The sequence below is a fragment of the Thiomonas sp. OC7 genome (assembly GCF_900634595.1).
GTDB classification, from domain to species: Bacteria; Pseudomonadota; Gammaproteobacteria; order Burkholderiales; family Burkholderiaceae_C; genus Thiomonas; species Thiomonas arsenitoxydans.
Map to the genome: position 1 here is coordinate 764,655 of NZ_LR131953.1, position 19,682 is coordinate 784,336.

Genomic DNA, 19,682 nt, shown 5'->3' on the forward strand with positions numbered 1-19,682 from the left:
TTGTCCCATGAACTCAGCTCCCAACACCCCTGCCGCAACCGCCGCCCCCCGCCTCACCTCGCTGTCGCATGGCGGCGGTTGCGGCTGCAAGATTGCGCCGGGCGTCCTGTCCGAAATCCTGAAAAAGCACGCGCCGCTACTGCCCAGGCCTGAGGCCCTGCTGGTCGGCAACGAGTCTGCGGATGATGCGGCGGTGTATCTGCTCAACCCCGAACAGGCGCTGATTGCCACGACCGATTTCTTCATGCCCATCGTGGACGATCCCTTCGACTTCGGACGGATCGCCGCGACCAACGCCATTTCCGACATCTACGCCATGGGCGGCACGCCCATCATGGCGCTGGCGCTCGTGGGCATGCCCATCGGCGTGGTGCCGCTGGATATCGTGGGGGACATTTTGCGGGGCGGCGAAACCGTTTGCGCGCAGGCCGGCATTCCCATTGCAGGGGGGCACAGCATCGATTCGGTCGAGGCCATTTACGGACTGGTGGTCATGGGTCTGGCGCACCCCAGCCACATCCGCCGCAACGACAGCGCCCGACCCGGCGACGTGATAGTGCTGGGCAAACCGCTGGGCGTGGGCATTCAGTCGGCTGCGCTCAAAAGCGAAGCGCTCGATGCCGCGGGCTACGCGCGCATGATTGCCAACACCACGCAGCTCAACACCCCCGGCAAGCAACTGGCCCTGCTGCCCGGCGTGCATGCCCTGACCGACGTCACTGGTTTCGGCCTGCTCGGCCATCTGCTGGAAGTCTGCCGCGGCTCGGGACTGCGGGCGGAAGTGCGCTTCGCCGATGTGCCCCTCATCGAAGGCGTGGCGGAGCTGGCGAGCGCCGGCCACATCACAGGCGCATCGCGCCGCAACTGGGCCAGCTATGGCGGCGAAGTCGCGCTTGCCGCCGATCTGCCGCCGCTGGCTCAAACGCTGCTCACCGATCCGCAGACCTCCGGCGGCCTGCTCGTGAGCTGCGCGCCGGATCAGGTTGACGAGGTGCTGCGCGCCTTCCGCGACGAAGGCTTTGCCCAAGCCGCCGCCATCGGCCTATTGAAAGCGGGCACTCCGGGCATTGACGTGCGCGCCTGAGCACCGTTATCGCGCGTCCCCCTTCTTGCGCGCGGCGGCGGCGATTACCGCCGCCGCGCGCAAGACTGCTTCACCCCCTCCCCTGCGGGCAAACCCGAGCCCGGAAATTTCAGTTCGCGTCTGTTACATCTTTATACTTCGGGCGCGGACTGTTTCATCTCTGTCATGCAATAAAGCCTTGCCATGACACTTCTCTGAACAAACAGCCGTCAACGACTCGTTCACAAAACAATCGGGAGATGTCTTGAACGCCTTACTTGCCCTATCCCGCGGGATTGACTGGCTCAACGAGCGCGTGGGCCGCTTTGCCCTCTGGCTCATTCTTGCTTCGGCCATCATCAGCGCACTCAATGCGGTCGTACGCAAAGCCTTCGACTACAGCTCGAACGCCTTTCTGGAAATTCAGTGGTACTTCTTCGCCGCAGTGTTTCTCCTGGCGGCCGGCTACACGTTTTTGCACAACGAGCATGTGCGCATCGACGTGCTCTCCAGCAAGCTCTCGCCGCGTGGGCGCAACTGGATCGACATCATCGGCATCGTGTTCTTTCTGTTTCCCTTCGTGGTTGAAACCGTGCGGCTGTCGCTGCCCACGGTGATCAACGCCATCGCCTCGGGCGAGATGTCGAGCAATGCCGGCGGGCTGATCCGCTGGCCGGTTTACATCCTCGTGCCCATTGGCTTCTCGCTGCTCGGGCTGCAGGGCGTGTCCGAGTTGATCAAGCGCGTGGCATTTTTGCGCGGGCTGATCGACGACCCGCTGGTGAAGAAAAACGAAAAAACGGCAGAAGAAGAACTGGCCGAATTTATGTTGGCGCAGAAAAAAAACGAGGCCCAATAAATGACCGCCTTTCTCATTGCGAATATCGCGCCCATCATGTTCGCGGCGCTGGTGCTGTTTTTGCTGGTCGGCTTTCCGGTGGCGTTCAGCCTGGCAGCCTGCGGCCTGCTGTTCGGTTTTATCGGCGTGGAACTCGAGCTGATGCCGCAGGCGCTGCTCGAAGCCATTCCGCTGCGCATCATCGGCATCATGCAGAACGACACCCTGCTGGCCATTCCCTTCTTCACCTTCATGGGCCTGCTGCTCGAGCGCAGCGGCATGGCCGAAGACCTGCTGGAAACCATCGGCCAGTTGTTCGGCCCGATTCGCGGCGGCCTGGCGATCGCGGTGATTTTTGTCGGTGCGCTGCTGGCGGCAACCACAGGCGTGGTGGCGGCTTCGGTGATTTCGATGGGCCTGATCTCGCTGCCCATCATGCTGCGCTACGGCTATGACCGCCGTCTGGCCTCGGGGGTGATCGCCGCTTCAGGCACGCTGGCGCAGATCATCCCGCCGTCGCTGGTGCTCATCGTCATGGCCGACCAGCTCGGCCGCAGCGTGGGCGATATGTACAAGGGTGCGTTCATCCCCGGATTCGCGCTCACGGGTTTATACCTCGCTTACGTCGTGGGCGTGACCTTGATTAAACCGCAATGGGCCCCGGCGCTGCCACCCGAGGCCCGCACCATTCGCGAGCCCAACGGCGATAGCGGCCTGCGTTCGCTGGGCATTCTGTTTGGTGTGGTGTTGATTTCCAGCATCGTGCTGGCCCGCAACTACAGCGCGCTGCTGAGCTGGCGCGCGGGGCACGAAGTGATTGCTGCGACGGATGAAACCATCGTCGTGGCCATGACCTTCGGCGTGATTCTTTCGCTGGTGCTGTCGCTGCTCAACCGAGCCTTCCGACTCAATCTGTTGTCGCAGATGGCCGAGCGCGTGACATTCGCTCTGGTGCCGCCCCTCACACTGATCTTCCTCGTGCTGGGCACCATTTTCCTGGGCGTGGCCACGCCCACCGAAGGCGGCGCGATGGGCGCCGTGGGCGCGCTGATCATGGCGCTTAGTCGCAAACGGCTCAATATCGATCTGCTCAAGCAGGCGCTCAACACCACGACCAAGCTCTCCACCTTCGTGTTGTTCATCCTCATCGGCTCCACGGTGTTCAACCTGGTGTTCCAGGGACTCGATGGCCGCGTCTGGGTGGAGCATCTGCTCACCAGCCTGCCAGGCGGTGTGCTGGGCTTCCTCATCGTCGTGAACATTCTGGTGTTCGTATTGGCCTTCTTCCTCGACTTTTTCGAGCTGTCGTTCATCATCATTCCGCTGCTTGGCCCTGTCGCGGAGAAGCTGGGCATCGACCTGATCTGGTTCGGCGTGCTGCTGGCGGTGAATATGCAGACCTCGTTCATGCACCCGCCCTTCGGGTTTGCGCTGTTCTACCTGCGCAGCGTCGCGGCCAAGGACGACTACACCGACAAGGAGACCGGCAAGCGCATCGCCCGCGTGACCACCGGGCAGATCTACTGGGGTGCGGTGCCTTTCGTGCTGATTCAGATCATCATGGTTGGCTTGGTCATTGCCTTCCCGGGTCTGGTCACCAGCGGCCTGGACCATCATGCTGAAGTCGATATCAACAAGGTGCAGATCATTGGGCCGTCTGATGACAACAGCTATGAGTCCATCGCCCCACCGAGCTTTGGTGCATCAGAGGCTGCCCCGGCCGAAGGTGGCAGTGCACCAGCCGCTGTAGAGGAAGACCCCGCCGCTGCGGTGATGCGCTCGCTGCAGGCCGAGCCATCGGCGAGTGGGGCAGCGAAATAGCGCGGTTGTCGCCCATGAAAAAGGCCCGGAATTCCGGGCCTTTTTCATTCCTGGCATCAACGCACGGTTGCGTCAGCCCTCGTCGGCGATCAGTTGCTTGAGGTCGTGCACAAACGCGGCGGGAGGATTGGTGTCAGAACCCAGCAGATGAATGCGTCCACTGCGACCAAAAATGTAAACCCCCGCGCTGTGATCCACCACATAGTTCCCCTGCGCATCGGGCTTGCCATAGCTGAAGGCCACGCGGTAGCGCCGAGTCAAATCATCGATCTGTTTGATGGTGCCGGTCAGGCCGACGGCGTTGGGGCTGAATGCTGCGGTGTACGCCTTGAGTATGGTGTTGGAGTCGCGCTTGGGGTCCACGCTGACGAACAGGATACGGACATCCTTGCCCTGCGGGCCAAGCTGCTGCACCACATTCGACATGAGCTGCATGGTGGTCGGACAAACATCGGGGCAATGGGTGTAGCCGAAGTAGAGCAAAACAACCTTGCCCTTGTAGTTCTCCGCGGTGACCTTCTGCCCCAGATCGTTGGTGAGATTGAATTCGAGATTGGGCATCACTCCGGTGATGTTGCTGAGCTGCCAGGTCTGGTTGTTGTGGTGCCCGCAGCCCGCCAGCGGCAAGGCCAGCGCTCCCAGCAAAACGAGGCGGCGCGACAGGGATCGAGATTGAGACAAGATGGGAGGCAACGTCATGGTGAATTTCGCAAAAAACTTTCGTTTTCAAACAGGCTCGCATTGTGCCGTGTCCGGGCTCGGCTGAGCGTCACAACTCGCGTCACAACTCTTTACCGGGCAAGACGCAACCAAACGTCACCCAGCCACTCCAAAGCGTTCTGACTGCATCTGGAGTGTGCCATGTCCAAGCGCGCCCTTCTCAAAGCCCTGCTGGCCGGTGGGCTAACCACCCTGGCCACCGCGGCACTCACGGTTGCGGCCAGCGCGCCTCAAGCGCCGTTGATGGCGATCAATGTGCTGCATATCGCCCCGCTCGATCATCACGCATTGCCCCTCACCGCCCTGCCGCCGGGGCAACGTGTGATCGTGGTCAACGACACGCATCGTCCCTTGCAGGTCAAGGGCTTCGCACGCGGCGGCAGCGCTTAATCGCCGTCAAACCAGCTTTTGCCACCAGCTTTTGTGGGCGTCGGCGAGAAGCTGGTGCACGTCGTGGGCGATGCCTTCGGGCGGCGTGAGTTCGGTGCCGATCAAGCGGCCATTGCCGTGGGGGCCGAACACATAGATTGCTGCGCTGTGATTGACCACATAGTTGCCATGCGCATCGGGCTTGCCGTAGGAATAGCTGACGTGATAGCGACCCGCCAGCGTTTTGGTCTGCGCCACGGTGCCGCTCAGACCGATGGCGCTGGACATGAAGGCCTGGACATAGGCATCGAGCACCTTCGGCGTATCGCGCTTGGGATCGACCGTGACGAAGATCACCTGCACGTCCTTGCCCTGCGGCCCGAGCAGTTGCTCGGCGCGGGCGAGGTGCGCCATGGTGGTCGGGCAGACGTCCGGGCAGTGGGTGTAGCCGAAATACAGCACCACCACCTTGCCGAGAAAGTCCTTGGACGACTCCAGCTTGCCGCTGCTCGAAGCCATATCGGTGAATTGCAGCGGCTGCATGATTTTCGGACCGATGTAGTCCATCGCCCATTTCTGTTCATGCGGCTGCTGGGCACAACCTGAGAACGCCAGAACCAGCGCGCTCATCAACATCCATTTGAAAGCAACCATTCCCCCAGGCTCCCGATCTTTGTTTCTGTGCTGTGGTGGAGTCTGCCGACAACGTGCGAGTTCGGCGCAAACACATGCACGCACAGACTTCACATTCTGTCAGCCCCAGGGAAACTCCTGATCGGCCAAACTCAGCCCAACTGTAAAGTGAGGCGTCTCATTCAATGTATTACAGCAGCGCACTGAAATCGAAGCCGACCCGTTGCGCCACTTCCCGGTGCAATTCAACGCTCACAAGTCGCCTGACTGTCCACGGGGCCCCACCACATCATGTTCTCTTCCCATCTGCACACAGATCCAGGGCAAACGCGCCCCATCCTCTCATTTGCCGCCGTGGGCGTGCTGCTGGTCAGCTTGTTCTGTGGTGGCCTGGCGACCCGCCAGGCCGAGGCCGCGCCAACGCCTGCGGCCGCATCCGCAGCGCCCTTGCTCATGGGCTTTCAGTTTGGACTGGCCGCTGAAAACCAACAAGCCCTGAATGTCATCGGGCAGACACTCAGCGATGTCGTCAGCAACGCTGTCAGCCGCAAGGTATTGTGGTTACCGAACTTCGACCTCAAGACCGCGCAGGCGAGTTCCGAGGCGAGCAGCTACAGCTTTGCCTTTGTCAAACCGCCCAACCTGACTGCCGCCCTGCTGGCCAAGGGCTGGCAGCTGGTTGCCGTGGGCAAAGACACGATGCACTTCGGCACCGATCTGATCGCCCGGCAATGTCCCAATCAGGCCGGGAAAATTCTCGTTGGCGGCGGCAGTCTGAGCGTGCTCGGGCTCAGCACCGCTGTGCCGGAGACCTGCATCTCACCCGACGCGGTGTGGAATTCGCCGTCGGCGGTGTTGCTTGCGCCGCAAAAGGGCAGCCTGGTGGACATGATTGCGCAAAAGCTGTGGCTGGGGCATGCCAAGCAGCTGCCCAAAGTTGTCCACGTCAAAACGCAGAATGCGGTCACAGGTCTGATGCGCGACATGCATGTTGCGGCCATCGGGGTGGTGACCCCCGTGGTCTCTAAGCAGTGGCTGGCCGAGGGCGGCGTATTGTTGCAGCATCAGCCCATGCCCATGTGGGCGGTACTGGCCGCCCCAAGCGTGCCGGAGGACTCGGTGGCCAAAGTGCGCGCCGATTTGCTCGGCGCGGCTTCGGAGCGGGCCAACAAAGCCCTGGGCCTCACCGGATGGGAAGTCGGCAGCCCGAAGGCCTATGCCGACTTCCTCAAGTGGCTGAAAAGCTGAACGCTCCGCCCTTCAGCCGGTCACCCTGGCCGGTGTTCAGCCCCGTTCGAACACGATCTGACCGTTTTTGAGGTTGACCGGAATCACATCCTTCGGACCGAAGCGGCCTTCGAGAATCAGCTTGGCCAGCGGGTTCTCGATGCGCTGCTGAATCGCCCGCTTGAGCGGCCGTGCGCCGAACACCGGATCGAAGCCTTCTCGGGCAATCTCGGCCAGTGCTTCGCTGCTGACATCCAGCCGCATATCGAGCTGCGCCAGTCGCCCTTCCAGACCGCGCAACTGGATGCGCGCGATATCCGCGATCTCTTTCTCACCCAGAGCGTGGAACACCACCACCTCGTCGATGCGGTTGAGAAACTCCGGACGGAAATGCGCCTTCACCTCCTCCCACACCGCATCGCGGATGGCCTGCTGCGGTTGGCCGCTCATCGCCATGATCTGATGCGAGCCCAGATTGCTGGTCATCACAATCACCGTGTTCTTGAAGTCCACGGTGCGGCCCTGACCGTCGGTGAGCCGCCCGTCGTCGAGCACCTGCAGCAGCACGTTGAACACGTCCGGATGCGCTTTCTCCACCTCGTCGAACAGCACCACGCTGTAGGGCTTGCGGCGCACGGCTTCGGTGAGATAACCGCCTTCGTCATAGCCCACATAGCCGGGCGGCGCGCCGATGAGTCGGGCGACCGAATGCTTCTCCATGAACTCGCTCATATCGAGGCGCACGATGTGCTCGTCGGTGTCGAACAGGAACTCGGCCAGTCCCTTGGTCAGTTCGGTCTTGCCCACGCCCGTCGGGCCGAGGAAGAGGAAAGAACCATACGGCCTGCGCGGATCGGACAGCCCGGCGCGCGAGCGGCGAATGGCGTCGGACACCGCGCGAATCGCCTCGTCCTGCCCCACCACGCGGCGGTGCAGGCGCTCTTCCATATGGACCAGCTTGTCGCGCTCGCCCTGCACCAGCTTGGACACCGGAATGCCGGTCGCGCGTGACACGACCTCGGCGATTTCCTCCGCGCCCACCTGGGTGCGCAGCAGGCGCCGCGCCTGCGGCTGGTCGCCGTCCGCGGTTTCCTTGGCCTGCGCCTCATGCAGCTTGCGCTCCAACTCCGGCAGGCGGCCGTATTGCAGCTCGGCCACCTTGTTGAAATCGCCCTTGCGCTTGAGTTCCTCGATCTCGAAACGGATTTTGTCGATCTCTTCCTTGATCGCGGCCGAACCCTGCACCGCGGCCTTTTCGGCCTTCCAGATTTCGTCCAGATCGGCGTACTCGCGGTCGAGCTTGGCGAGTTCTTCCTCGATCAGTGCCAGGCGCTTTTGCGAAGCCTCATCCTTCTCGCGCTTCACCGCTTCGCGCTCGATCTTGAGCTGAATGCGCCGGCGATCGAGCTTGTCCATCGCCTCCGGCTTGGAGTCGATCTCGATCTTGATCTTGGCCGCGGCCTCGTCGATCAAGTCGATGGCCTTGTCGGGCAGAAAGCGGTCGGTGATGTAGCGGTGGCTCAGCTCCGCCGCGGCGACGATGGCCGGGTCGGTGATTTCCACCCCGTGGTGCACCTCGTACTTCTCCTGCAGGCCGCGCAGGATGGCGATGGTGTCTTCCACGCTGGGCTCATCGACCATCACCTTCTGGAAGCGGCGCTCCAGCGCGGCGTCCTTCTCGATGTATTTGCGGTATTCGTCGAGCGTGGTCGCGCCGATGCAGTGCAGTTCGCCGCGTGCCAGCGCCGGCTTGAGCATATTGCCCGCGTCCATCGCGCCCTCGCCCTTGCCCGCGCCGACCATGGTGTGAATCTCGTCGATGAACACAATGGTCTGCCCGGCGTCTTGCGACAACTCCTTGAGCACGTTTTTCAGCCGCTCCTCGAACTCGCCGCGAAACTTGGCCCCGGCCAACAGCAAGGCGATATCGAGCACCAGCAAGCGTTTGCCGCGCAGGCTGTCGGGCACCTCGTCGTTGACGATGCGCTGCGCCAGCCCTTCGACAATGGCCGTCTTGCCCACGCCCGGCTCGCCGATCAGCACCGGGTTGTTTTTGGTGCGGCGCTGCAGCACCTGGATGGCACGGCGAATTTCGTCGTCTCGGCCGATCACCGGATCGAGCTTGCCCTGGCGCGCGCGCTCGGTGAGGTCGATGGTGTATTTTTTCAGCGATTCGCGCGCACCTTCGGCCTCGGCGCTGTTGACGTTCTGCCCGCCGCGCACCGCCTCGATGGCCGACTCCAGCGACTTGCGGGAGAGGCCGTTTTCACGCGCGATGCGTCCGGCCTCACCCTTGTCGTCGGCCACAGCGAGCAAAAACAATTCGCTGGCGACGAACTGATCGTTGCGCTTGGTGGCTTCTTTCTCGGTGATGTTGAGAAGGCCATTGAGTTCGCGGCTGACCTGCACATTGCCATCGGTGCCTTCGACTTCGGGCAGACGATCGATGGCCTGCGCGGTGGCTGCCGTCAACCCCGGCACATTCACCCCGGCGCGTGCGAGCAGCGCTTTGGGGCCGTCCTGGCCGAGCAAGGCGTGCAGCAAATGCACCGGCTCGATATAGGCGTTGCCGTGATTGACCGCAAGCGATTGCGCCTCGGCCAGTGCCTCCTGAAACTGGGTGGTGAGTTTTTCGATCCGCATGGAATCCTCCGTCTTGAACTGCCCTGTAGATACGGCGTCAGGAGGATATTTTCAAGCGCGACGGTGTCAGGGCAGTTGATCTGACACGGCAAACAGGCGCATCCTCAGCGCTTGAGTTTGGCGAAGGCGGCCGCCATGGCGGTGTTCTGTGGGGACGGTGCAGCGCCCGCGCGATGGCTGCCCGTGCGGCCGCCCTCCTGGCGTTCACGCGGACGGGACTGGCCCTGCCCGCCCTGCGGGCGCGCCGCATCGCGCGCCGGGTCGGCCGGCCGCATCGACAGCGCAATGCGCTTGCGCGCCACATCCACCTCAACCACACGCACCTTGACGATGTCGCCCGTCTTGACCACCTCGCGGGCGTCGTTCACGAAGCGCTGCGCCATTTGTGAGACATGCACCAGCCCGTCCTGATGCACGCCCAGATCGACGAACGCGCCAAACGCGGTGACATTGGTAACCGTGCCTTCGAGCTGCATGCCTGCTTCGAGTTGCTTGATATCGTGCACGCCATCGAGCAGCTTGGCCGTGCGGAATTCGGGGCGCGGATCGCGGCCGGGTTTTTCCAGCTCGGCCAACACATCGCGCACGGTGAACGCGCCGAAGCGGTCGTCCACGAACTGCTCGGGGCGCAGGCGCTGCAGCGCATCCCGGTTGCCCATCAACAGGCTGATCGGCTGGCCTGCCGCAGCCAGCACCTTTTCCACCAACGGATAGCTCTCAGGATGCACGCCGGTGCGGTCCAGCGGATTGTCACCGCCGTTGATGCGCAGAAAACCCGCGGCCTGCTCGAAGGTTTTGTCGCCCAGGCCGCGCACCGCCCTGAGTGCCTCGCGGTTGGCGAAAGCGCCGGTCTGGTCGCGGTGCAGCACGATCTGCTCGGCAATGCGCGCACTCAGGCCCGCCACGCGGGCCAGCAGCGGCGCCGAGGCGGTGTTCAGGTCGACGCCGACGGCGTTCACGCAGTCTTCGACGATGGCGTCGAGCTTGCGCGACAGCGCGGTCTGGTTCACATCATGTTGATACTGGCCGACGCCGATGCTCTTGGGGTCGATCTTCACCAGTTCGGCCAGCGGGTCTTGCACCCGGCGGGCGATGGACACCGCGCCGCGCAGGCTCACGTCCAGATCGGGAAACTCGCGGCTGGCCAGACTGCTGGCCGAATACACCGAGGCGCCGGCCTCGCTCACCGTGAGCTTGGTCAAGCCAGGCTGGTTGGCGTTGCGCAGCAGTTCGGCGGCGAGCAGATCGGTTTCGCGGCTGGCGGTGCCGTTGCCAATGGAGATGAGTTGCACGTCGTGGCGTTGCACCAGCGCCGCCAGGGTGGCGAGTGCGCCTTGCACGTCGCGCCGCGGCTCGAAGGGGTAAACCGTGGCGGTATCGAGCAGTTTGCCGGTAGCGTCGACCACGGCGACTTTCACCCCGGTACGAATGCCGGGGTCGAGTCCCATGACCACCTTCGGCCCGGCAGGGGCGGCCAGCAGCAGGTCGCGCAAATTGGCACCGAATACATCGATGGCCACCGCCTCGGATTGTTCGCGCAGGCGCGACAGCAACTCGCGCTCCAGCGTGAGGGAGAGTTTGACCTTCCAGGTCCACTGTATCGCGCGGCGCAACCAGTCGTCTGCGGCGCGGCCCTGATGGCTCCAGCCCAGCAGCACGGCAAGACGCCCCTCGGCCAGGGCAGCCAGCGTCGGTGCGACCGTGCCTTCGGGCATTGGCGGCAGGTCGATGCGGACATCGAGCATCTCTTGCGCCCGCCCGCGCAACACGGCCAGGGCGCGGTGCGAAGGCACTTTATCCAGCGGCTCGGCGTAGTCGAAATAGTCGCGGAATTTGGCGCCTTCTTGCTCTTTTCCGGCGCGCAACTGGCTGATCAGGTGGCCGGTCTGCCACAGCCATTCGCGCATCGGGGCGACCACCGCCGGGGCTTCGGCCCAGCGTTCACTCAGAATGTCGCGGGCGCCGTCGAGGCAGGCCTGCGGGGAGGACGTATCTGCCGCCTCGGTGCTGTCCTGCGGGCGGACGAAACCCGCCGCCGCCTGCAGCGGATCGGTCTGCGGCTGCAGCCAAATCAGATCGGCCAGCGGCTCCAGCCCGGCCTCGCGGGCCTTTTGCGCCCGAGTGACGCGGCGCGGCTTGTAGGGCAGGTAAAGGTCTTCGAGTTCCTGCTTTTGCCCAGTCGCGCTGATGGCGGCCTGCAGTTCGGGCGTGAGCTTGCCCTGCTCGGCGATGGACTGCAGCACCACGGCGCGGCGGTCTTCGAGTTCGCGCAGATAGAGCAGGCGCTCTTCCAGCGTGCGCAGATGGTCGTCGCTCATGCCGCCCGTCACCTCTTTGCGGTAGCGAGCAATGAAGGGCACCGTGGCCCCGCCATCCATCAGTTCGATGGCCGACTGAATCTGCTGCGCCGGGAGCTGCAGTTCGGCGCTGAGCGCCTGCAGCACCCGCCGAGCGGCGGCCTGCGGGTTGGCATACGGATTCTGGGAAGCGGTATCGGCAGCGGTCATGGCGGATCAGAAGACAGGCAAAAGCCCAGCAGTCTAACCAGCCCGGACCGGCTCCGACATGGTTTACAGCGCGTTCACCGGCAGCTTGAGATAGCTGACCCCATTGGCTTCGGGTTTGGGCATTTCACCGGCGCGCACATTGACCTGCACCGAGGGCAGGATGAGCGCGGGCATGCTCAGCGTGGCGTCGCGCTTTTTGCGGAAAGCGACGAACTCCTCCTCGGTGGTCTGGGCATTGAGCTGGACATTGCCCTCACGCTCGGCCTGCACCGTGGTCTGCCAGATGGGGTCGCGTCCGCCGGGCATGTAGTCGTGGCAAAGGTAGAGCTTGGTCTGCGGCGGCAGGCTGTAGAGCTTGTGCACCGATTGGTAAAGCACATGCGCGTCGCCGCCCGGAAAGTCGCAGCGCGCCGTGCCGTAGTCGGGCATGAACAGAGTATCGCCGACAAAGGCGCTGTCGCCCACCAGATAAGTGACGCAGGCGGGCGTGTGGCCGGGGGTATGCATCACCCGGGCTTGCAGCTTGCCAATGGCAAAGGTCTCACCGTCCTTGAACAGATGATCGAAGGGCGAACCGTCGGTGGGCATGGTGCTGTCGTTGAACACCTGGCTGAACACCTTTTGCACGTCCTGAATGTGTTCGCCAATCGCGATCTGGCCGCCGAACAGCTTTTTGAGATAGGGCGCGGCGGAGAGGTGGTCGGCATGGGCATGGCTTTCCAGCAGCCAGTCCACCGTGAGCCCCTGCTCGCGCACGTAGGCGGCGATCTGGTCGGCAAAGTCGGTTTTGGTGCGACCCGAGGCGTAATCGAAGTCGAGCACGCTGTCGAGAATTGCGCAGTGGCGAGTTTCGGGGTCGATGATGCAATGGGTCGCCGTAAAGGTGGGCGCGTGAAACCAGCTCTGAACGGTGGGGGTCTGCGTACTCATACGGGTATCTCCTAGGCGGAATGCGTTGCAGAAACACTATAGAAAAGAATATATTGTTTTTCCATTAGGAGTTACCTGATTGAGTGAGCCATATCAATGTCAAGCACGCAAGATTTTGAGATTCCCAGCGTCGAGCTCATGCGGCGCAACTCGGAACAGGCGGGCGCCTTGTTGAAAACCCTGGGCAATCCTGACCGTTTGCTTATTTTGTGTCAGATCAACCGCGGGGAGATCTGCGTCAGCGACCTGGAGGTGGCCTGCGACGTCAGCCAGCCCACGCTCTCGCAGCAGCTCACCGTGCTGCGTGCGCAAGGCCTGGTGAAAACCCGTCGGGAGGGCAAGCGGGTGTATTACAGCCTGGCCAGCCCGGCAGCCAGCGCGGTGCTGATGACCCTCTATAAGATTTACTGCCACGGCGGCAACGAACCGCCTGGCAAATGAGTTGGTACCGCGACGCTCGCATGTCGGCGCGGTACGGCAAACGGCCTGACCAGAATACTGGCTGGCGTCAATAAAACCAGAGACAAACATGCCCATGTCACGAAGGAGAGACAAATGTTCAGCATCGATTGGGCGCATTTCACGCCCGGCACGGCCATTCTCGGCGGGGCGCTGATTGGCGCGGCAGCGGGCGCCATGGCGCTGGGCGGCGGCAAGATCGCCGGGATCAGCGGCATTTTCGGCGGCGCCATCAACGAAGCCCTGCAGGCCAAACGCCCCACGCCATGGCGGCTGTGGTTTCTCGGCGGACTGATCGCTGCTTCGTTCATCTGGGTAATGTTCCGCCCGGTGCCCGGCGCACATTACGGCGAGTCGTGGCCGGTGATTGCGATCGGCGGATTGATTGTAGGCTTCGGCACCCGGCTGGGCTCGGGCTGCGCCAGCGGCCATGGCGTCTGCGGGCTATCCCGGTTTTCGCCGCGCTCGATGGCGGCAGTGGGCACCTTCATCGGCATGGGCATGGCGACCACGTTCGTCATGCGCCACATCCTCGGAGGGGCCTGAGCCATGAAAACCCTCGCCTTTCTCAGCGGCATCGTGTTCGGTATCGGCCTTCTCGTTTCAGGCATGACCGATCCCGCCAAGGTCATTGCCTTTCTCGACATCGCCGGGCCTTGGGACCCGAGCCTGATTCTCGTCATGGTCACCGCCGTGGTCGTCGCACTGGTGCCCATGCAACTGGCGCAACGACGCGCCCGATCGCTCGTCGGCGAAAAAATCGCCTTTCCATCGACCCGGGGCATCACCGGAAAGCTCATTCTGGGCAGTGCCATTTTCGGCATCGGCTGGGGCATGACCGGCCTGTGCCCGGGGCCCTCGCTCGCATCGTTGGCCGCCTCGACCTGGCAGGAGTGGGTGTTTTTCAGCAGCATGGTCGCGGGCATGATCGGCTTCGAGTTGTGGCAGCGCATGGGCCAACGCACGCGCAGTGCGTCGGCCGCGCCGCTGGTCGCAGCGACTTCGCGCAAAACCTGAGCGCGTTGCCACCACTCGACCACCGTTGCCTGCCTGCCGGGCGCGGTGGTTTTTTCATGGCCTCACCCCTGCGATAGCCGGGTTTTGATCTGATGCAGAGCCGACCTGGCCGCGCCAGTTAAAATTTTGACCCTTTGATACATCCGGTTCCGCAAATGACTTTCGTCGTTACTGAAAACTGCATCCGCTGCAAATACACCGACTGCGTTGACGTCTGCCCGGTGGACTGCTTCCGTGAAGGCCCCAACTTCCTCACCATCGACCCCGACGAATGCATTGACTGCGCCGTGTGCGTGCCTGAGTGTCCGGCCAACGCCATCTACGCCGAAGAAGATGTGCCGGGCGACCAGCAGGCTTTCATCAAGCTCAACGCAGAACTGTCTCGCCAGTGGCCCAGCATCACCAAGCGCAAAGCCGCGCCCGATGACGCGGACGAGTGGAAAGACAAGCCCGACAAGCTGCAATACCTGCAGCGCTGATCTGCTCACCGCACGTTCTAACTCCATCGGCGGCCGTGTTGCCGCCTTGATCTATTTCTCAAGACCCTCTCGCATGGACCTATCCAACGCCTCTCCCGTTTCAGTCGCGGCCGACATCATTGAAACGGACGCCGTCATCATCGGCGCGGGCCCAGTCGGCCTGTTCCAGGTGTTCGAGCTCGGCTTGCTGGAGATCAAGGCCCACGTCATCGACACCCTGGCTCACCCGGGCGGGCAATGTGTCGAGCTCTACCCCGACAAACCGATTTACGACATTCCCGCCGTGCCGGTATGTACCGGGCAGGAGCTGACCGACAACCTGCTCAAGCAGATCGAACCCTTCGGCGCCACCCTCCACCTCGGGCAGGAAGTCACTGTGCTGGAACGCCAGGCCGATGGCCGCTTCCTCGTGGAAACCACCAAATCCACCCGGCTGCTTACCAAAACCGTGTTCATCGCCGCCGGGGTGGGCTCTTTTCAGCCCCGCACCCTCAAGGTGGACGGACTCGATAAATTCGAAGGCAGCCAGTTGTTCTACCGGGTTCGCAACCCGGCGCAGTTCGCCAACAAAAACCTGGTCATCGTGGGCGGCGGCGACTCGGCACTCGACTGGGCGCTGCACTTCGTTCAGTCCAGCGAAAACAAGCCGGAAAGCGTCACGCTCATTCATCGCCGCGACGGCTTTCGCGCCGCCCCCGCATCCGTCGCGCAAATGCACGCCCTTTGCGAACAGCACGAGATGCAATTCCTCGTCGGCCAAGTCAGCGGCTACGAAGAAAACGCTGAGGGTCAGCTGCACATGATCAAGGTCACAGGCAACGACGGCATCACTCGCCGCCTGCCGCTCGATATGTTGCTCGTCTTTTTCGGCCTGTCTCCCAAACTGGGCCCCATCGCGGAATGGGGGCTGGAAATCGAGCGCAAGCAACTCGTCGTCGACACCGAAAAATTCCAGACCAGCATACCCGGCATTTTCGCAGTGGGGGATATCAACACCTATCCCGGCAAAAAGAAACTCATCCTCTCCGGTTTCCACGAAGCCGCCCTCGCCGCATTCGGCGCAGCGCCCTTCATCTTCCCGGAGAAAAAAATCCACCTGCAATACACAACCACCAGCCCGAAACTGCACAAGGTTCTCGGGGTGGAAACGCCAGTGTTCGACTGAGCGTCTTCGCGCATCACTGCGAAATCTATTGACGTCAGATTGATTGCGCGGTATAGTTTTGTGCTTTGCCGTTCCTCGATAGCTCAGTCGGTAGAGCGCCGGACTGTTAATCCGTAGGTCCCTGGTTCGAGCCCAGGTCGAGGAGCCACAGAATACAGAGAAAAATCAAGGCCTTACAGCTTTTGCTGTGAGGCCTTTTTTATTTTTCAAGCCGAAAACAGGGCATGTCAGCGCTTAGCGGTCGAAAACCTTGCATGAGACGGCTGGTTCAGCCGCCTCATGCAAGCAGCTGTGCAGACTGTCCCTAATTCACTGGCGTGAGTTTGGCGATGTTCAGCGCGAGCCACTTGGCGCCGTGACGGTTGAACTTGACTTGGGCTCTGGCGTCTTCGCCGTTGCCTTCCAAGCTGAGCACGACGCCCTCACCGAATTTGTTGTGAAACACGGCTTGCCCAATTCGCAGGCCATGCGAACGCGCTCCGGGCTGACTCGCCCCCCTAACGCCTGCCGGAGAAAACCCAGTGCTTAAGGGTGATCCGGCGTTGGAAGTCGCGGGCGTGAATGACGGCACCGACACTTTCGGGGTGTAACTCCAACTGCTGTGCTGATCGGTACCGAAACCGCCGCCGAACCCCGGCTGTTTGGCGCTGAGCCACTTGAGCGATTCGGTCGGAAGTTCGTCAAAGAACCGGCTGCGCAGGTTGTAGCGCGTCTGGCCGTGGAGCATGCGGGTCTGGGCCAGACTGAGGTAGAGACGCTTGCGCGCGCGGGTGATGGCCACATACATCAGCCGACGCTCTTCTTCCACGCCATCGGTTTCGCTCAGCGCGTTTTCGTGCGGGAACAAGCCTTCTTCCAGCCCGGTAATGAACACGGCGTCGAACTCCAGTCCCTTGGCGGCGTGGACGGTCATCATCTGAATGGCGTCCTGTCCGTTCTGCGCCTGGTTGTCGCCGGCTTCGAGCGCCGCGTGGGTGAGAAAGGCGGTCAGCGGCGAGAAGGTTTCGCCAGTGGCGGGGTCGATGCCGTCTGTAGCGGCGAAGCTGTCGGGCGCGGCTCCAAGGGCCTGACGCTGCTGAGCCGTCGCCTGTAGGCCAAAGCCTTCCTGGGTGACGAAGGCGGCAGCGGCGTTGACCAGTTCCTCCAAGTTTTCCAGCCGCTCCTGACCCTCGCGTTCCTCGCGGTAGTGGGCGTTGAGGCCGCTGGCTTCGAGCACATGGCGCACCAGTTCGGGCAGGCTCATCGCGGCGGTCTGAAAGCGCATCTGCGCGACCAGATCGAGAAAGGCCTGCAGGCTGGCTGCACCACGCCCCCCGAGGGCGTCCACGGCTTCGCTCAGCGGCGTGGCGCGCAGACGGGCGGCGTCTTGCAACTGCTCCAGAGTGCGCGCGCCGATGCCGCGCGCGGGGAAGTTGACCACGCGCAGGAAGGCGGTGTCGTCCTGCGGGTTGTCGAGCAGGCGCAGGTAGGCCAGCGCATGCTTGACCTCCGCTCGCTCGAAAAACCGCAGACCGCCATACACGCGGTAAGGCAACCCGGCATTGAACAGCGCCCCTTCGATGACCCGCGACAGCGCGTTGGCGCGATACAGCACGGCGATCTCGCTGTGCACGAGCCCCTCGCGCAGCAATTGCCGGATTTCCTCGATCAGCCACTGGGCTTCGGCATAGTCGCTCGGCGCCTCGAACACGCGTACCCGTTCGCCCGCACCGGCCTCGGTGCGCAGGTTCTTGCCCAGGCGGCGCGCGTTGTTGGCGATCAGGGTGTTGGCGCTATCGAGAATGTGGCCGTGCGAGCGGTAATTACGCTCCAGTTTGATGAGGTGACGCACACGAAACTCGCGCTGGTAATCTTCCATATTGCCAGCGTGCGCCCCGCGAAAGGCATAGATGCTCTGATCGTCGTCGCCCACGGCAAACACGCAAGCGCCCTGCGCGTCCTCCGGTCCGGAGAGCAGTTTGAGCCACTGGTATTGCAGGCGGTTGGTGTCCTGAAACTCGTCCACCAGGATGTGCCGGAAGCGCTGGCGGTAATGCGAACGGATGGCGGCGTTGTCGCGCAGAATCTCGTAGGAACGCAGCAACAGCTCGGCAAAATCGGCCACGCCGTCGCGCGTGCATTGGGCCTCGTAGGCCAGGTAGATCTCGGCCAGTTGTCGGCTTTGCGGATCGCGCGCTTGCACATCGCCCGGACGCAGACCCTGATCTTTGGCGCCGTTGATGAACCATTGCACCTGCTTGGGCGGGTGGCGTTCATCGTCCACATTCAGCGCCTTGAGCAGCCGTTTGATGCTGGCGAGCTGATCCTGGATGTCGAGAATCTGAAAAGTCTGCGGCAACCCGGCCCCGCGCCAGTGCGCCCGCAGAAAGCGGTTGCACAGACCGTGAAAAGTGCCGATCCACATACCCCGCACCGGAATGGGCAGTTGCGCCGACAACCGCGCCATCATTTCCTTCGCCGCCTTGTTGGTGAAGGTCACGGCCAGAATGCCTGCGGGCGTGACTTGCCCGGTGGAAATCAGCCAGGCAATGCGCGTGGTGAGCACCCGCGTTTTGCCGCTCCCGGCGCCGGCGAGGATCAGGGCATTTTCAGCAGGCAGGGTGACAGCGGCGTGCTGCTCGGGATTGAGTTGTTGGATGAGGGCAGACATTGCGGAATTCTAGGGTGCCGAAGCGATGTGCATCGGCCTAGAATGAGTCACCGGGCCGCAAATTTCTTGCCGCCCGGTTTTTTGTGCGCGCTGCCAACGTGCGCCGCTTCTGGAGACTGTGATGGACATCTTCGACTACGACAACATTCTGCTGTTGCCGCGCAAGTGCCGGGTGGAGAGCCGCAGCCAGTGCGACCCGTCGACCGAGTTTGGCGGGCGGCGCTTTCGCCTGCCGGTGGTGCCGGCCAATATGAAAACCGTGGTCGACGCCAACGTCTGTCGCTGGCTGGCGGCCAATGGCTACTTTTATGTGATGCACCGCTTCGATGTGGATGTCGCGGCCTTCGCCCGCCAGATGCGCGATGCCGATTTGTTCATCTCGATCTCGCTGGGCGTCAAGGAAGACGACAAGGCGCTCATCGACCAACTCGCCGCCGAGGGCACGGGCGCCGACTACATCACCATCGACATCGCCCACGGTCATGCCGACAGCGTGCGGCGCATGATCGCGCACATCAAACACAAGCTGCCGCAAGCCTTCGTCATTGCCGGAAATATCGGCACCCCCGAGGCGGTGATCGATCTCGAAGCCTGGGGCGCCGATGCGACCAAGGTGGGCATCGGCCCGGGCAAGGTGTGCATCACACGCATGAAAACCGGCTTCGGCACCGGCGGATGGCAGCTCTCGGCGCTGAAGTGGTGCGCGCGAGTGGCGACCAAACCCATCATCGCCGACGGTGGCATCCGCGAACATGGCGACATCGCCAAGAGCGTGCGCTTCGGCGCCAGCATGGTGATGATCGGCTCCATGCTGGCCGGCCACGAAGAGTCGCCGGGCAAGATTGTGGAAGTCGATGGCCAGTTGTTCAAGGAGTACTACGGCAGCGCCTCCGAATACAACAAGGGCGCCTACCGCAACGTCGAGGGCAAACGCATTCTGGAGCCGCTCAAGGGCCGCCTGGCCGACACCCTGCGCGAAATGGAGGAAGACCTGCAAAGCTCCATTTCCTATGCCGGGGGCACGCAACTCGCCGACATACGCAAGGTCAACTACATCATCCTCGGCCAGAACAATGCTGGCGAACATGTGCTGATGTAAGCCGCTTGCAGGGGGCTGGGAATAGCATCTGCTGCGAGCGCTACGAGCGCCGCAAGCTCTGC

The 19,682-nt window shown here is 62.7% G+C and carries 17 protein-coding genes and 1 tRNA gene; 12 read left to right on the forward strand and 6 right to left on the reverse strand.

Annotation, left to right across the window (positions count from 1 at the left end; translation table 11 throughout):
* The first annotated feature begins 7 nt into the window (after window positions 1-7).
* From selD to BIO17B3_RS03640, 3 genes are all read left to right on the forward strand, one after another.
* Window positions 8-1,084 (forward strand): selenide, water dikinase SelD, encoded by a 1,077-nt coding sequence (gene selD, locus BIO17B3_RS03630; RefSeq protein ID WP_156053062.1) that lies wholly within the window; start codon window positions 8-10, stop codon window positions 1,082-1,084.
* Window positions 1,085-1,328: 244 nt separating this feature from the next.
* Complete coding sequence (locus tag BIO17B3_RS03635; RefSeq protein WP_156053063.1) at window positions 1,329-1,922, forward strand: TRAP transporter small permease subunit; 594 nt, start codon at window positions 1,329-1,331, stop codon at window positions 1,920-1,922.
* Window positions 1,923-3,722: a TRAP transporter large permease subunit gene (locus BIO17B3_RS03640; RefSeq protein ID WP_156053064.1), complete on the forward strand. Its 1,800-nt coding sequence runs from the start codon at window positions 1,923-1,925 to the stop codon at window positions 3,720-3,722.
* Between the two features lie 72 nt (window positions 3,723-3,794).
* On the opposite strand, the gene BIO17B3_RS03645 is transcribed toward BIO17B3_RS03640, so the two are convergent.
* Window positions 3,795-4,421, reverse strand: a complete 627-nt coding sequence (locus tag BIO17B3_RS03645; protein WP_156053065.1) for an SCO family protein — start codon at window positions 4,419-4,421, stop codon at window positions 3,795-3,797.
* A 162-nt stretch (window positions 4,422-4,583) separates the two neighbouring features.
* On the opposite strand from BIO17B3_RS03645, the gene BIO17B3_RS03650 reads away from it, so the two are divergent.
* On the forward strand, window positions 4,584-4,832 hold the full coding sequence (locus BIO17B3_RS03650; RefSeq protein ID WP_156053066.1) for a hypothetical protein: 249 nt from the start codon (window positions 4,584-4,586) through the stop codon (window positions 4,830-4,832).
* Between the two features lie 6 nt (window positions 4,833-4,838).
* Here BIO17B3_RS03650 and BIO17B3_RS03655 read toward each other — a convergent pair whose 3' ends face one another.
* A complete protein-coding gene (locus BIO17B3_RS03655; RefSeq protein ID WP_156053067.1) occupies window positions 4,839-5,465 on the reverse strand; it encodes an SCO family protein in 627 nt (208 codons plus the stop codon).
* A 270-nt stretch (window positions 5,466-5,735) separates the two neighbouring features.
* Between BIO17B3_RS03655 and BIO17B3_RS03660 the strand changes: the two genes are divergently transcribed.
* A complete protein-coding gene (locus BIO17B3_RS03660; RefSeq protein WP_156053068.1) occupies window positions 5,736-6,692 on the forward strand; it encodes a hypothetical protein in 957 nt (318 codons plus the stop codon).
* 36 nt (window positions 6,693-6,728) lie between these two features.
* Here the strand turns inward: BIO17B3_RS03660 and clpB are convergent, their stop codons facing one another.
* From clpB to BIO17B3_RS03675, 3 genes are all read right to left on the reverse strand, one after another.
* On the reverse strand, window positions 6,729-9,314 hold the full coding sequence (clpB, locus tag BIO17B3_RS03665) for an ATP-dependent chaperone ClpB (RefSeq protein ID WP_156053069.1): 2,586 nt from the start codon (window positions 9,312-9,314) through the stop codon (window positions 6,729-6,731).
* A gap of 104 nt (window positions 9,315-9,418) precedes the next feature.
* Entirely contained in the window at window positions 9,419-11,821 is a 2,403-nt protein-coding gene (locus tag BIO17B3_RS03670) for a Tex family protein (protein WP_156053070.1), read from the reverse strand.
* A gap of 63 nt (window positions 11,822-11,884) precedes the next feature.
* The gene (locus tag BIO17B3_RS03675; protein ID WP_156053071.1) at window positions 11,885-12,751 is read right to left on the reverse strand and encodes an MBL fold metallo-hydrolase; all 867 of its coding nucleotides are present in this window, start codon (window positions 12,749-12,751) and stop codon (window positions 11,885-11,887) included.
* Window positions 12,752-12,847: 96 nt separating this feature from the next.
* Between BIO17B3_RS03675 and BIO17B3_RS03680 the strand changes: the two genes are divergently transcribed.
* From BIO17B3_RS03680 to BIO17B3_RS03705, 6 genes are all read left to right on the forward strand, one after another.
* Window positions 12,848-13,192 carry a helix-turn-helix transcriptional regulator gene (locus tag BIO17B3_RS03680; RefSeq protein ID WP_156053072.1) on the forward strand — a complete coding sequence of 115 codons (345 nt, stop codon included), beginning with the start codon at window positions 12,848-12,850 and terminating at the stop codon, window positions 13,190-13,192.
* Window positions 13,193-13,306: 114 nt separating this feature from the next.
* Entirely contained in the window at window positions 13,307-13,756 is a 450-nt protein-coding gene (locus BIO17B3_RS03685; RefSeq protein WP_013105355.1) for a YeeE/YedE family protein, read from the forward strand.
* Window positions 13,757-13,759: 3 nt separating this feature from the next.
* Window positions 13,760-14,227: a DUF6691 family protein gene (locus BIO17B3_RS03690; RefSeq protein ID WP_156053073.1), complete on the forward strand. Its 468-nt coding sequence runs from the start codon at window positions 13,760-13,762 to the stop codon at window positions 14,225-14,227.
* Window positions 14,228-14,382: 155 nt separating this feature from the next.
* Window positions 14,383-14,706, forward strand: coding sequence for a ferredoxin FdxA (gene fdxA, locus BIO17B3_RS03695; protein ID WP_156053074.1), 324 nt, complete (start codon window positions 14,383-14,385; stop codon window positions 14,704-14,706).
* 73 nt (window positions 14,707-14,779) lie between these two features.
* Entirely contained in the window at window positions 14,780-15,871 is a 1,092-nt protein-coding gene (locus BIO17B3_RS03700; RefSeq protein ID WP_156053075.1) for an NAD(P)/FAD-dependent oxidoreductase, read from the forward strand.
* 72 nt (window positions 15,872-15,943) lie between these two features.
* A tRNA-Asn gene (locus BIO17B3_RS03705) sits at window positions 15,944-16,019 on the forward strand.
* A gap of 156 nt (window positions 16,020-16,175) precedes the next feature.
* Here BIO17B3_RS03705 and BIO17B3_RS03710 read toward each other — a convergent pair.
* Window positions 16,176-18,521: a UvrD-helicase domain-containing protein gene (locus BIO17B3_RS03710; RefSeq protein ID WP_156053076.1), complete on the reverse strand. Its 2,346-nt coding sequence runs from the start codon at window positions 18,519-18,521 to the stop codon at window positions 16,176-16,178.
* Window positions 18,522-18,642: 121 nt separating this feature from the next.
* Here BIO17B3_RS03710 and BIO17B3_RS03715 point away from each other — a divergent pair, with 121 nt between their 5' ends.
* Entirely contained in the window at window positions 18,643-19,620 is a 978-nt protein-coding gene (locus BIO17B3_RS03715; protein ID WP_013105331.1) for a GMP reductase, read from the forward strand.
* Window positions 19,621-19,682: the final 62 nt, after the last annotated feature.